This window comes from Enterobacter nematophilus (genome assembly GCF_026344075.1).
Taxonomy (GTDB): Bacteria; Pseudomonadota; Gammaproteobacteria; order Enterobacterales; family Enterobacteriaceae; genus Enterobacter; species Enterobacter nematophilus.
Map to the genome: position 1 here is coordinate 537,504 of NZ_JAPKNE010000001.1, position 12,912 is coordinate 550,415.

Below are 12,912 nucleotides of genomic sequence, written 5' to 3' on the forward strand. Positions count from 1 at the left end.
CTAAACTTTGATAAAACGTTTTATCTTCTCGCAGCATTGAAGCAGACAAACCGATTTTAACAATAAAGGAGTCGTTCTATGACGGCGAAAGCAGCACAAAAAATATCGCTGTGGGAGTTTTTCCAGCAACTGGGTAAAACCTTTATGCTGCCCGTGGCGCTCCTCTCGTTCTGCGGGATCATGCTCGGGATCGGCAGTTCGCTGAGCAGTAAAGACGTCATCACTTTGATCCCGTTCCTCGGCACCCCCGTGCTGCAGGCGATCTTTATCTGGATGAGTAAGGTCGGCTCCTTCGCGTTTAGCTTCCTGCCCGTGATGTTCTGCATCGCCATCCCGCTGGGCCTGGCCCGCGAGAATAAAGGCGTCGCGGCGTTTGCCGGTTTTGTGGGTTACGCCGTGATGAACCTGGCGGTTAACTTCTGGCTGACCGCGAAGGGCATTCTGCCGACCACCGACGCTGCCGTGCTGAAGGCCAACAATATTCAGAGCGTGATCGGCATCCAGTCTATTGATACCGGGATCCTCGGGGCGGTGATCGCCGGGGTCATTATCTGGATGCTGCACGAGCGCTTCCACAACATCCGCCTGCCGGATGCCCTGGCCTTCTTCGGCGGTACCCGCTTCGTGCCGATTGTCACCCTGGTGGTCATGGGTCTGTTCGGCCTGATCATTCCGCTGATCTGGCCGGTCTTTGCGATGGGCATCAACGGCATTGGCCGCATCATCAACGGCGCGGGAGATTTTGGTCCGATGATCTTCGGCACCGGCGAGCGTCTGCTGCTGCCGTTCGGCCTGCAGCATATCCTGGTGGCCCTGATTCGCTTCACCGAAGCGGGCGGCACCATGGAGGTGTGCGGTCACGACGTGAGCGGTGCGCTGACCATCTTCCAGGCGCAGCTGAGCTGCCCGACTACCCACGGCTTCTCCGAAAGCGCCACCCGCTTCCTGTCTCAGGGTAAAATGCCGGCCTTCCTCGGCGGCCTGCCGGGCGCCGCGCTGGCAATGTACCACTGCGCGCGCCCGGAAAACCGTCATAAAATTAAAGGGCTGCTGATCTCCGGCGTGATTGCCTGCGTCGTCGGCGGCACCACTGAACCTATCGAATTCCTGTTCCTGTTTGTCGCACCGGTGCTGTATCTCATCCACGCGCTGCTGACCGGCCTGGGCTTCACCGTGATGGCGGTGCTGGGCGTGACCATCGGCAACACTGACGGCAACGTGATCGACTTCGTGGTGTTCGGGATCCTGCACGGCCTGTCCACCAAGTGGTACCTGGTGCCGGTCGTGGCGGCCATCTGGTTCGCGGTGTACTACGGTATCTTCCGCTTCGCCATCACCCGCTTTAACCTGAAAACGCCGGGCCGCGATACCGATACCGCCACCAGCGTTGAGCAGGCGGTGGCCGGTACCGTGGGCAAATCCGGGTATAACACCCCTGCCATTCTGGCGGCGCTGGGCGGTGCGGATAACATTACCTCGCTGGATAACTGCATCACCCGCCTGCGTCTGTCGGTGGCGGATATGTCAAAAGTGGATACCAACGCCCTGAAAGCCAACCGGGCCATCGGCGTGGTACAGTTAAATCAGCACAATTTGCAGGTGGTTATCGGCCCGCAGGTTCAGTCGGTGAAAGATGAGCTGGCAACCCTGATGCGAACAGTAGAAGCCTGATGCCTCAGCCCCCTCTCATGAGGGGGTTTTACTTTAAGGATTAACGTCATGTTTGATTTTTCTACCGTCGTGGATCGACACGGCACCTGGTGTACGCAGTGGGACTACGTCGCCGACCGCTTTGGCGCGGCGGATCTGCTGCCCTTCACCATCTCGGATATGGACTTCGCCACCGCCCCCTGCATTACCGACGCGCTGCATCAGCGCATCAACCACGGCGTGCTGGGCTACAGCCGCTGGAAAAATGACGAGTTTCTTGCCGCCGTTGCGCACTGGTTCCGGCAGCGCTTTAACAGCCGCATTGATAAAGAAACCATCGTTTATGGCCCTTCCGTCATCTACATGGTGTCAGAGCTGATCCGCCTCTGGTCAAAGCCCGGTGACGGCGTGGTGGTCCACACCCCGGCGTATGATGCGTTTTACAACGCCATTGGAGGCAATGCGCGTCAGGTTGTGCCCGTTGAGATGGAAAAGCAGGCGGCTGGCTGGCTGGGCAATATGGCGGCGCTTGAAGCGGCCCTGGCGAAACCGGAAAACAAAATTTTGCTGCTGTGCAGCCCGCAAAACCCGACCGGAAAAGTATGGACTCTTGAAGAATTGACCCATATGGCCGAGCTCTGCGAACGCTATGACGTGGCGGCGATCAGCGATGAAATTCATATGGACATGGTGTGGGGGGCGCATCGCCACACTCCGTGGAACGCGGTGGCGCGCGGCAAATGGGCGCTTCTCACCTCCGGCTCGAAAAGCTTTAATATTCCGGCGCTGACGGGCGCATACGGCCTGATTGGCGATGAGGAGAGCCGTACCGGCTATCTCAGCGCGCTAAAAGGCCGGGACGGACTCTCTTCCCCTTCCGTGCTGGCGCTGACGGCACATATCGCCGCCTATCAGCAGGGAGAGCCGTGGCTGGATGCCTTGCGGCGCTATCTGGAAGAGAATCTGTTGTATATCGCGCAGGAATTAAACAGCGCTTTTCCGAAACTGAACTGGCAGCCGCCGGAAGCAACCTATCTGGCCTGGATTGACCTGCGTCCGCTGAACATTGACGACAGGGCTCTGCAAAAAGTGCTGATCGAGCGGCAAAAAGTCGCCATCATGCCGGGATACACGTACGGAAAAGAGGGCAACGGCTTCGTGCGCCTTAACGCCGGCTGTCCGCGCAGCAAGCTGGAACAAGGGGTTCAGCGCCTCATCGCCGGGATCAACACGCTCCTGTAATTTATTTGCGCAACGGAATATTCCCTTGCGCAAATAGCTTTTTACCCCGTTTTGTTTTTATAATATGGCGCACTTTAACCAGAAAAGAGTGCGACCATGATTGATACACGCCTGCCTTTAACTGATATTCATCGTCACCTTGACGGTAACATTCGTGCCCAAACCATCCTCGATCTTGGCCGCCAGTTCAACTTAACGCTTCCCGCTCAGACGCTTGAGTCATTGATCCCACACGTTCAGGTCACCTCCAATGAACCGGACCTGGTCAGCTTCCTGAGCAAGCTCGACTGGGGCGTGAAGATGCTGGCCTCGCTGGATGCCTGCCGCCGCGTGGCGTTTGAGAACATTGAAGATGCGGCGCGTAACGGCCTGCATTACGTCGAGCTGCGCTTCTCGCCGGGCTATATGGCGATGACCCACGGCCTGCCCGTTGCAGGCGTGGTGGAGGCCGTCATTGAAGGCGTCCGCGAAGGGTGTAAAACCTACGACGTCCAGGCCCGCCTGATCGGCATTATGAGCCGCACTTTCGGCGAAGCCGCCTGCCTGCAGGAGCTGGAAGCGCTGCTGGCGCATCGCGATGCCATCACCGCCGTCGACCTCGCCGGTGACGAGCTGGGCTTCCCCGGCAGCCTGTTCCTCTCCCACTTCAACCGCGCGCGCGATGCCGGCTGGCACATTACCGTCCATGCGGGGGAAGCAGCGGGCCCGGAAAGCATCTGGCAGGCCATCCGCGAACTGGGTGCCGAGCGTATCGGCCACGGCGTGAAGGCGGTAGAAGATCGCGCCCTGATGGATTTCCTGGCGGAGCAGCGTATCGGGATTGAGTCGTGCCTGACGTCCAACATTCAGACCAGCACCGTGGCCACGCTGGCGCAGCACCCGCTGAAAACGTTCCTTGAGCACGGCGTGCTGGCCTCGCTGAACACGGACGATCCGGCGGTTCAGGGCGTGGATATCATCCACGAGTACAACATCGCCGCACCGCAGGCTGGCCTGAGCCGCGAGCAGATCCTTCAGGCGCAGGTAAACGGGCTGGAAATAGCCTTCCTGACGCCTGAAGAGAAGCAGGCGCTGCGGGATAAAGTGGCGCGCGGTTAACGCCGCTGCCGGGTGGTGCTGGCGCTTACCCGGCTTACAAAAATTATGCCAGACAAAGCGTGGCGCGATGTTTGGCAGATTCAATCCCCAGCTCAATCAGCTCCATAATCTGGATCGCCTGGCTGGCCGGAACCGGGTTCTCCCCCGTTCCGTTCAGCGCATCGCGGATGGCTGCATAATAGGCCGGATAGTTACCCGGGATCGTTAACAGGGTTTCCTCAACCAGCTCCTCACCTTCCGCCCGCGTCACGACGCCGTCGCGCATATCATAGCCCCAGTCTTCCTGCGGCAGACGTTCACCGTTTTTAAGCCGGTCTTCCTGCGGATCGAGGCCAAACTTCACGTAGCTCCCGCGCGTGCCGTGAATAATAAAGCGGGCAGATTCCGCGGCCGCGACCATCGTGCCGTGCAGCACAATCCGGCGCTGCGGGTAACTCAACACCGCGTGGAAGTAATCGGTTGTCTGCGCCCCGGGCCTGAGCTGGGCCAGATCGACCGTCATGCTCACCGGCAGACCAAACAGATTCACGGCCTGGTCCAGCAGATGCGGGGCTAAATCGTACCAGATGCCGCTGCCCGGACCGGCCTGTTCGCGCCAGCGGTTTCTTACCTGCGGGCGGAAGCGGTCAAAGTGCGATTCAAAATAAACGATCTCCCCTAACGTGCCTTCACCGATAAGTGTTTTAACCGTCAGGAAGTCGCTGTCCCAGCGGCGGTTATGGAAAACGGACAGCACTCTGCCCAGGCTTTTCGCCAGCGCCTCCAGCTCACGCGCCTGTGACAACGTCACGGTGAAGGGTTTGTCAACAATGACGTGCTTCCCGGCTTCCAGCGCGGCTTTCGCCAGCGGGAAGTGCGTGTCGTTCGGGGTGGGAATAACAATTAAATCGATATTCGGATCGTTGAAAAGATGTTTAGGCTCAGAGACAACCGATACTGCGGGCCAGTCAGCGTGGACTTTGGCGGCGTCGCTGCTGGATACCGCAGCCAGCGCCATTCCCGGCGTCCCGGCGATCAGAGGCGCATGAAACGTTTTGCTCGCGTACCCGTAGCCTATAAGCCCGACGCGGATGTTATCACTCATCGTGTTATCCTCTTTATGCGTTTCTTATTTCATACTGGCCTGTCTGGCATTGTCCTCATTAATAATGAGCCATGGCGCTTAAAATAGCAGGCTGTAGCGGCTATTTTTGTTACATAGTATTAACCTTCTGATTTTGTTTAAGGGAATCGTTCCCAAAGCGCTTGCCGTCAGAGAAACAGCGCTGTAACATTTGCGCCCTGTATTTATGGATAAATTACAACAGTGAATCATGGCATCAATTATTAATCGAATCATTGAATTAGCGGGATGGATTGTTCTTGGGGTTTCGGTCATTTTGCTCGGCGTAGCCAGCCATATTGATAACTACCAGCCGCCGGAGCCTGCTGCCGTCACCCATCCTAAGTAACCGGTTGCTGCTATAAAGAGTGACATAATATGTCAGTTTCGGATTGCCAGCCCTGGTGAACGCGGTTAACCTTCTCTTCCAGGCATCACCTTCGGTGCCTGAATTTCAGCAAAGAAAACTCCTAATTTCGTCGCGTTATCTGAGTGGGCTGTTTACGTCTGTATTAATCCGTTTATTATTCGACCGAATTACCTTAACTGGTATTACTCACTTTTATATGGAAAATTATTAATATGACAGTTCAGGACTATTTATTAAAATTTCGCAAGATCAATTCGCTTGAGAGCCTGGAAAAACTGTTTGACCATCTGAACTACACCCTGTCGGATAATCAGGACATTATCAATATGTATCGCGCCGCGGATCATCGCCGTGCGGAGCTGGTCTCCGGCGGACGCTTGTTCAACGTCGGCGAAGTGCCGAAGTCCGTATGGCGTTACGTTTTATAAGAAAGTAGCCATCCGCGCGAAATGTTATATACTCTCCGCCCTGCAAACTGGCTGTACAACATTTCGCGCAGATAATGGGAGAGTTCATGACCGCAACGCCTGGAGAACGCATCGGAGGCTGGTTAATCGCCCCACTGGCATGGCTGCTGGTTGCCTTATTAAGCGCATCGCTTGCGCTGCTGCTTTATACCACCGCATTGATTACCCCTCACGCCATTAAGACCCTGATGTCGCAAAGCGTGCTGAATATAGCGATGTGGTTTGTGTCGTTCGTTTTCGCGATTGGGATGTGGTACTACACCCTGTGGCTGACCATCGCCTTCTTTAAGCGCCGCAAGAGTGTGCCTAAGCACTATATTATCTGGCTGCTCATTTCGGTTCTGCTGGCGGTTAAAGCGTTTGCTTTCTCGCCCGTGTCTGACGCGCTTGCTGTCCGCCAGCTGCTTTTCCCGTTACTGGCTGCGGCGCTGCTGGTGCCCTATTTCAAGCGTTCAACGCGTGTGAAAAACACCTTCGTGAACCCGTAATAACCTTACAGATAACCTGTTGTCGCCTGCCCCGGTTTGTCCGATAATAGGCGGCTTTTTTATTTCAGGCTAAATAATGACCGATTACTTACTGCTCTTTGTCGGCACTGTGCTGGTTAACAACTTCGTTCTGGTGAAGTTCCTTGGCCTGTGCCCGTTTATGGGCGTGTCCAAAAAGCTGGAAACGGCGATGGGCATGGGGCTGGCGACGACCTTTGTCATGACGATGGCGTCTATCTGCGCGTGGTTGATTGACACCTGGATCCTCATCCCGCTGGGGTTAATCTATCTCCGGACGCTGGCGTTTATTCTGGTCATTGCGGTAGTGGTGCAATTTACTGAAATGGTGGTGCGTAAAACCAGCCCGGCGCTCTACCGCCTGCTGGGTATCTTCCTGCCGCTGATCACCACCAACTGCGCGGTGCTTGGCGTGGCGCTGCTGAACATCAATCTTGGCCATAACTTCATGCAGTCGGCGCTGTACGGTTTTTCCGCCGCCGTCGGTTTCTCCTTTGTTATGGTGCTGTTCGCGTCGATTCGCGAACGTCTGGCGGCAGCGGATATCCCTGCGCCATTTCGCGGTAACGCCATTGCGCTGGTGACCGCGGGTTTAATGTCTCTGGCCTTTATGGGCTTTAGTGGTCTGGTGAAGTTGTAATGAGTGCTATCTGGATTGCCATCGCCTCTATCAGCGTCCTGGGGTTGGTGTTTGGCCTTGTCCTGGGCTATGCCTCCCGCCGTTTCGCGGTAGAGGACGATCCTGTTGTTGAGAAAATTGATGAGCTTTTGCCGCAAAGTCAGTGTGGACAGTGCGGCTACCCGGGCTGCCGCCCTTACGCTGAAGCGGTAGGCATTCAGGGTGAAAAAATTAACCGCTGTGCGCCCGGCGGCGAAGCGGTAATGCTGAAAATTGCCGCCCTGCTTAACGTCGATCCGCAGCCCGTAGATGGCGATGCCGAAGCGCAGGAGCCGGTTCGCGCCCTTGCCGTGATCGACGAGGCAAACTGCATCGGCTGCACCAAATGTATTCAGGCCTGCCCGGTTGACGCCATTGTTGGCGCGACCCGCGCCATGCACACCGTTGTGGCGGATCTGTGCACCGGCTGCAACCTCTGCGTGGCCCCCTGCCCGACGCAATGTATAGAGCTGCGCCCGGTTGAAACGACTACCGAAAGCTGGAAGTGGGATCTTCAAACCATTCCGGTTCGCAATATTCCTGTGGAACAACATGCTTAAGTTATTTTCTGCTTTCAGAAAAGAGAAGATTTGGGACTTTGACGGCGGTATCCATCCGCCAGAGATGAAGACCCAGTCCAACGGCACGCCGCTGCGTCAAATTCCGCTGGCGACGCGTTACGTCATGCCGCTCAAGCAGCATATTGGCGCTGAGGGCGAGCTGTGCGTGAAAGAAGGCGATACGGTGCTGCGCGGTCAGCCGCTGACCTTCGGACGCGGACGTATGCTGCCGGTCCACGCCCCAACATCCGGGAAAGTGGTGGCGATTGCCCCTCATACGGTGGCGCATCCGTCCGCGCTGTCGGAACTGAGCGTGATTATTGAAGCCGACGGTGAAGATCGCTGGATTGACCGTGACGGCTGGAGCGACTACCGCAGCCAGAGCCGCGACGCGCTTATCGAACGTATCCATCAGTTCGGCGTCGCGGGGCTTGGCGGCGCGGGCTTCCCGACCGGCGTCAAGCTGAGCGGCGGCGGCGATAAGATTCAGACGCTGATTATCAATGCCGCCGAGTGCGAGCCGTATATCACCGCAGACGATCGTCTGATGCAGGACTGTGCCGCCCAGGTGGTGGAAGGCATCCGCATCCTCGCCCACATCTTGCAGCCGCGAGAAGTGCTGATTGGTATCGAAGACAATAAACCGCAGGCTATCTCGATGCTGCGCGCCGTGCTGGCCGGTAGCCATGATATCGCCCTGCGCGTTATCCCGACCAAGTACCCCTCTGGCGGCGCAAAGCAGCTGACGCAAATCCTCACCGGAAAGCAGGTGCCGCACGGCGGACGCTCGTCGGATATCGGCGTGCTGATGCAAAACGTCGGCACCGCTTACGCCGTCAAGCGTGCGGTGATTGACGGCGAGCCGTTGACCGAGCGCGTGGTAACGCTGACCGGAGGGTCAGTTTCTCGTCCGGGTAACGTCTGGGCGCGCCTCGGCACGCCGGTGCGCCATCTGCTGGAACAGGCTGAATTTTGCCCGGCCAGCGACCAGATGGTGATCATGGGCGGCCCGCTGATGGGCTTTACCCTGCCGTGGCTCGATGTCCCGGTGGTGAAAATCACCAACTGCCTGCTCGCCCCTTCCCCAACCGAAATGGGGGAAGAGCAGGAAGAGAAAGGCTGCATCCGCTGCAGCGCCTGTGCCGATGCCTGCCCGGCGGATCTCCTTCCGCAGCAGCTGTACTGGTACAGCAAAGGCCAGCTGCACGATAAAGCTAAAGCCCATAACCTGGCCGACTGCATCGAATGCGGTGCCTGCGCCTGGGTCTGCCCAAGCAACATTCCGCTGGTGCAGTACTTCCGCCAGGAGAAGGCCGAAATTTATGCCATCTCCATGGAAGAGAAACGCGCCGCGGAAGCCAAGGCACGTTTCGAAGCGCGTCAGGCGCGTCTCGAACGTGAGAAGATGGCCCGTCAGGAACGTCATAAGCAGGCCGCCGTTCAGCCTGCCGGGAAAGATCAGGATGCAATCAACGCCGCACTGGCGCGCGTTCGCGAGAAAAAAGCCAATGCCGCCCAGACGCTGGTGATCCAGGCCGGTGATAAACCGGATAACAGCGAAGCGATTGCCGCCCGCGAAGCGCGCAAGGCAGCGGCCCGCGCCCGTCAGGCGGAAAAAGCGCAAACGGCGCAGCCGGAAGCTGAAATCGATCCACGCAAAGCGGCCGTCGAAGCGGCCATTGCCCGTGCCAAAGCCCGCAAGGCCGGGGAGCAGCCAGTGGTGGTTAAACAGGATCCGGTCGATCCGCGTAAAGCTGCCGTTGAAGCGGCCATCGCCCGCGCCAAAGCGCGCAAAGCAGCGCAGCAGACACCTGCCGCAGAACCCGAAGTACCGGTCGACCCGCGTAAAGCCGCCGTTGAGGCCGCGATTGCCCGCGCCAAAGCGCGCAAAGCGGCGCAGCAGACGCCTGCCGCAGAACCTGAAGCACCGGTCGACCCGCGTAAAGCCGCCGTTGAAGCGGCCATCGCGCGCGCCAAAGCGCGCAAAGCGGCGCAGCAGGAAGAGCAGCCGCAGGCCGCAAACGACGACCCGCGCAAGGCCGCCGTCGCGGCCGCGATCGCGCGCGTTCAGGCGAAGAAAGCCGCACAGCAAGCCGTAAACGAGGATTAAATGGTTTTCAGAATCGCAAGTTCCCCCTACACCCATAACCAGCGTCAGACCTCGCGCATTATGATGCTGGTCTGCCTGGCCGCGCTGCCGGGCATTGCCGTTCAGTGCTGGTTTTTCGGCTGGGGAACCCTGTTCCAGATAGCTCTGGGATGCGCCAGCGCCGTCGCGGCGGAAGCCCTCGTGCTGAAGCTGCGCAAGATGGCGGTTTCCCGCATCCTGGCCGACAACTCCGCGCTGCTGACCGGCCTGCTGCTGGCCATCAGCATTCCCCCGCTTGCCCCGTGGTGGATGGTAGTGCTCGGCACCGTGTTTGCCGTGATTATTGCCAAACAGCTCTATGGCGGCCTCGGTCATAACCCGTTTAACCCGGCAATGATCGGCTACGTGGTGCTGCTGATCTCCTTCCCGGTGCAGATGACCAGCTGGCTCCCGCCGCACGAAATTGCGGCCACGGTTCCGGGCTTTGTGGATGCTTTGCAGGCGATCTTTACCGGCCATACGGCGCTGGGTGCGGATATGAACGCGCTGCGTATGGGCGTGGACGGTATCAGCCAGGCGACGCCGCTTGATACGTTCAAAACGTCCCTACACGCCGGGCACAGCGTTGAGCAGATCATGAAATCCGCCATCTACAGCGGCATGCTGGCGGGCGCGGGCTGGCAGTGGGTCAACCTGGCGTATCTGCTGGGCGGGCTGTTCCTGCTGCAGCAGAAGGCCATTCGCTGGCATATTCCGGTCAGCTTCCTCGTGACGCTGGCATTCTGCGCCACGCTGGGCTGGGTCTTTTCGCCTGAATCATTGGCCAGCCCGCAGATGCATTTGCTCTCCGGCGCGACCATGTTAGGCGCATTCTTTATCCTGACGGATCCGGTGACGGCCTCCACTACCAACCGCGGTCGCCTGATCTTCGGCGCGCTGGCTGGATTGCTGGTCTGGCTCATCCGCAGCTTCGGCGGTTATCCGGACGGCGTGGCGTTTGCCGTCCTGCTCGCCAATATTACCGTTCCGCTCATCGACTATTACACGCGGCCCCGCGTGTACGGCCATCGCTAAGGGTTTCGCCATGTTAAAAACGATGCAAAAACACGGCGTCACGCTGGCTGTCTTCGCCGCGGTTCTGACGGGGCTGACGGCACTGGTCAATGCCTTGACCAAAACGACCATTGAAGAACAGGCGCTGAAGCAGCAAAAGGCGCTGTTCGACCAGGTGATCCCGTCCGATTTCTACGATAATGACCTGCAAAAAAGCTGCTTTGTCGTAGACGCCCCGCCGCTTGGAAAAGGCGCGCATCGCGTTTTTATCGCCCGTAAAGGGGATAAGCCGGTAGGCGCGGTAATGGAAGCCACGGCGCCTGACGGTTACTCTGGCGCCATACAGCTGCTCGTGGGCAGCGATTTTTCCGGTACCGTTCTCGGGACCCGCGTCACGCAGCATCATGAAACGCCAGGCCTGGGCGATAAAATCGAAACCCGTCTGAGCGACTGGATTTTGCACTTTGCCGGTAAAGTCATCCACGGCGAAGACGACACGGCATTTGCGGTGAAGAAAGACGGCGGCGAGTTTGACCAGTTCACGGGCGCAACCATCACGCCGCGGGCGGTGGTAAACGCCGTAAAACGCGCCGGGCTGTATGCCGAAACGCTGCCCGCGCAAATCAACAATCTTCCGGCCTGTGAGGAGTAATCATGAGCCAGGTTAAAGAGGTTATTGTCCAGGGGCTGTGGAAGAATAACTCCGCGCTGGTACAGCTGCTTGGGCTCTGTCCGCTGCTGGCGGTGACATCTACCGCTACCAACGCGCTCGGGCTGGGCCTGGCGACCACGCTGGTGCTGACCCTGACCAACTTCTCTATCTCCGTTTTGCGCCGCTGGACGCCGTCGGAAATCCGTATTCCGATTTACGTGATGATCATTGCGTCGATGGTAAGCGTCGTGCAGATGCTTATCAACGCTTACGCGTTTGGCCTGTACCAGTCGCTCGGGATTTTTATTCCGCTTATCGTGACCAACTGTATCGTGGTCGGCCGCGCTGAGGCTTTCGCGGTAAAAAACAACCCGGCCATTTCCGCTCTGGATGGGTTTTCCATCGGGATGGGCGCGACTGCCGCCATGTTCGTCCTCGGCTCCGTGCGTGAAATTCTGGGCAACGGGACGCTCTTCGACGGCGCAGATGCGCTGCTGGGAGGCTGGGCCAAAGTGCTGCGCATCGAAGTGTTCCACACCGACACGCCATTCCTGCTGGCGATGCTGCCGCCTGGCGCGTTTATTGGCCTTGGCATGATGCTGGCGGTAAAATACCTGATTGATGAAAAACGTAAGCGCCGCGCGGCAGAGCGCAGCGTTCTGGAAGGGACACCCGAGAAGGCTTCATGAATAAAGAAAAGCGCATTGCGATCCTGACCCGTCTGCGGGACGAGAACCCGCACCCGACGACGGAGCTGAATTTTACCTCTCCGTTTGAGCTGCTGATCGCGGTGCTGCTCTCTGCGCAGGCGACCGATGTGAGCGTCAACAAAGCCACTGCCCTGCTCTATCCGGTCGCCAATACGCCAAAAGCGATGCTGGAACTGGGCGTGGAGGGCGTTAAGTCTTATATCAAAACCATCGGCCTGTTCAACAGCAAGGCGGAGAACGTCATTAAGACCTGCCGGATCCTGCTGGAACAGCACGGAGGCGAAGTGCCGGAGGATCGCGCCGCGCTGGAAGCCTTGCCGGGCGTGGGGCGTAAAACCGCGAACGTTGTGCTCAATACCGCGTTTGGCTGGCCGACCATCGCCGTGGATACGCATATATTCCGCGTCTCAAACCGGACTAACTTCGCCCCAGGGAAAAATGTCGAGCAGGTTGAAGAGAAGCTGTTAAAAGTGGTTCCTGCCGAATTCAAGGTTGACTGCCATCACTGGCTTATTCTGCACGGTCGTTATACCTGCATAGCCCGAAAGCCGCGCTGTGGCTCCTGCATTATTGAAGATCTGTGTGAATATAAAGAAAAAGTTTATTCCTGACTTTTATCCACGTTCATAATCCCACACCAGGAGAAGGCCTTCCAGAAACCCTTCTCCTGACCATAATTCATCCGCCTTTTGCATCCTCTGACGCGTCACTTCTTCGGCTCTATAACGCTCAAACAGGTTAATACTTTTTTCATA

14 protein-coding genes are annotated in these 12,912 nt (G+C 57.9%); 13 read left to right on the forward strand and 1 reads right to left on the reverse strand.

The window, feature by feature from the left end:
* The first annotated feature begins 78 nt into the window (after positions 1-78).
* The 3 genes from malX to add all read left to right on the forward strand — a co-directional run bounded on the left by malX (position 79) and on the right by add (position 3,990).
* Positions 79-1,671, forward strand: coding sequence for a maltose/glucose-specific PTS transporter subunit IIBC (malX, locus tag OSH03_RS02465; protein ID WP_061098406.1), 1,593 nt, complete (start codon positions 79-81; stop codon positions 1,669-1,671).
* Between the two features lie 48 nt (positions 1,672-1,719).
* Positions 1,720-2,892, forward strand: coding sequence for a MalY/PatB family protein (locus tag OSH03_RS02470; protein ID WP_266178181.1), 1,173 nt, complete (start codon positions 1,720-1,722; stop codon positions 2,890-2,892).
* A gap of 96 nt (positions 2,893-2,988) precedes the next feature.
* A complete protein-coding gene (gene add, locus OSH03_RS02475; protein ID WP_266178182.1) occupies positions 2,989-3,990 on the forward strand; it encodes an adenosine deaminase in 1,002 nt (333 codons plus the stop codon).
* A gap of 43 nt (positions 3,991-4,033) precedes the next feature.
* Here the strand turns inward: add and OSH03_RS02480 are convergent, their stop codons facing one another.
* Entirely contained in the window at positions 4,034-5,074 is a 1,041-nt protein-coding gene (locus OSH03_RS02480; RefSeq protein ID WP_266178183.1) for an oxidoreductase, read from the reverse strand.
* Between the two features lie 241 nt (positions 5,075-5,315).
* Here OSH03_RS02480 and blr point away from each other — a divergent pair, with 241 nt between their 5' ends.
* The 10 genes from blr (at position 5,316) to nth (ending at position 12,768) form a co-directional block, all read left to right on the forward strand.
* Positions 5,316-5,441: a division septum protein Blr gene (blr, locus tag OSH03_RS02485; protein ID WP_168733269.1), complete on the forward strand. Its 126-nt coding sequence runs from the start codon at positions 5,316-5,318 to the stop codon at positions 5,439-5,441.
* A 233-nt stretch (positions 5,442-5,674) separates the two neighbouring features.
* Complete coding sequence (ydgT, locus tag OSH03_RS02490) at positions 5,675-5,890, forward strand: transcription modulator YdgT (protein WP_013096896.1); 216 nt, start codon at positions 5,675-5,677, stop codon at positions 5,888-5,890.
* An 86-nt stretch (positions 5,891-5,976) separates the two neighbouring features.
* Positions 5,977-6,417, forward strand: a complete 441-nt coding sequence (locus OSH03_RS02495; RefSeq protein WP_151413875.1) for a DUF2569 domain-containing protein — start codon at positions 5,977-5,979, stop codon at positions 6,415-6,417.
* 76 nt (positions 6,418-6,493) lie between these two features.
* Entirely contained in the window at positions 6,494-7,075 is a 582-nt protein-coding gene (gene rsxA, locus OSH03_RS02500) for an electron transport complex subunit RsxA (RefSeq protein WP_014883581.1), read from the forward strand.
* The gene (gene rsxB, locus OSH03_RS02505; protein WP_061098411.1) at positions 7,075-7,653 is read left to right on the forward strand and encodes an electron transport complex subunit RsxB; all 579 of its coding nucleotides are present in this window, start codon (positions 7,075-7,077) and stop codon (positions 7,651-7,653) included. The genes rsxA and rsxB overlap by 1 nt, the downstream gene beginning before the upstream one ends.
* Positions 7,646-9,763 carry an electron transport complex subunit RsxC gene (gene rsxC / locus OSH03_RS02510; protein WP_266178184.1) on the forward strand — a complete coding sequence of 706 codons (2,118 nt, stop codon included), beginning with the start codon at positions 7,646-7,648 and terminating at the stop codon, positions 9,761-9,763. Before rsxB ends, rsxC begins: the two co-directional genes overlap by 8 nt.
* Entirely contained in the window at positions 9,764-10,816 is a 1,053-nt protein-coding gene (rsxD, locus tag OSH03_RS02515; RefSeq protein ID WP_266178185.1) for an electron transport complex subunit RsxD, read from the forward strand. It begins immediately after the preceding gene.
* A 10-nt stretch (positions 10,817-10,826) separates the two neighbouring features.
* Complete coding sequence (gene rsxG / locus OSH03_RS02520; RefSeq protein WP_266178186.1) at positions 10,827-11,447, forward strand: electron transport complex subunit RsxG; 621 nt, start codon at positions 10,827-10,829, stop codon at positions 11,445-11,447.
* 2 nt (positions 11,448-11,449) lie between these two features.
* Positions 11,450-12,136: an electron transport complex subunit E gene (locus OSH03_RS02525; RefSeq protein WP_266178187.1), complete on the forward strand. Its 687-nt coding sequence runs from the start codon at positions 11,450-11,452 to the stop codon at positions 12,134-12,136.
* Positions 12,133-12,768, forward strand: a complete 636-nt coding sequence (gene nth, locus OSH03_RS02530) for an endonuclease III (protein WP_042719087.1) — start codon at positions 12,133-12,135, stop codon at positions 12,766-12,768. Before OSH03_RS02525 ends, nth begins: the two co-directional genes overlap by 4 nt.
* Positions 12,769-12,912: the final 144 nt, after the last annotated feature.

Bases quoted from the DNA above. Each gene is read 5' to 3' on its own strand.
- malX (WP_061098406.1), top strand. From the start codon at position 79: ATGACGGCGAAAGCAGCACAAAAAATATCGCTGTGGGAGTTTTTCCAG.
- OSH03_RS02470 (WP_266178181.1), top strand. From the start codon at position 1,720: ATGTTTGATTTTTCTACCGTCGTGGATCGACACGGCACCTGGTGTACG.
- add (WP_266178182.1), top strand. From the start codon at position 2,989: ATGATTGATACACGCCTGCCTTTAACTGATATTCATCGTCACCTTGAC.
- OSH03_RS02480 (WP_266178183.1), bottom strand. From the start codon at position 5,074: ATGAGTGATAACATCCGCGTCGGGCTTATAGGCTACGGGTACGCGAGC.
- ydgT (WP_013096896.1), top strand. From the start codon at position 5,675: ATGACAGTTCAGGACTATTTATTAAAATTTCGCAAGATCAATTCGCTT.
- OSH03_RS02495 (WP_151413875.1), top strand. From the start codon at position 5,977: ATGACCGCAACGCCTGGAGAACGCATCGGAGGCTGGTTAATCGCCCCA.
- rsxA (WP_014883581.1), top strand. From the start codon at position 6,494: ATGACCGATTACTTACTGCTCTTTGTCGGCACTGTGCTGGTTAACAAC.
- rsxB (WP_061098411.1), top strand. From the start codon at position 7,075: ATGAGTGCTATCTGGATTGCCATCGCCTCTATCAGCGTCCTGGGGTTG.
- rsxC (WP_266178184.1), top strand. From the start codon at position 7,646: ATGCTTAAGTTATTTTCTGCTTTCAGAAAAGAGAAGATTTGGGACTTT.
- rsxD (WP_266178185.1), top strand. From the start codon at position 9,764: ATGGTTTTCAGAATCGCAAGTTCCCCCTACACCCATAACCAGCGTCAG.
- rsxG (WP_266178186.1), top strand. From the start codon at position 10,827: ATGTTAAAAACGATGCAAAAACACGGCGTCACGCTGGCTGTCTTCGCC.
- OSH03_RS02525 (WP_266178187.1), top strand. From the start codon at position 11,450: ATGAGCCAGGTTAAAGAGGTTATTGTCCAGGGGCTGTGGAAGAATAAC.
- nth (WP_042719087.1), top strand. From the start codon at position 12,133: ATGAATAAAGAAAAGCGCATTGCGATCCTGACCCGTCTGCGGGACGAG.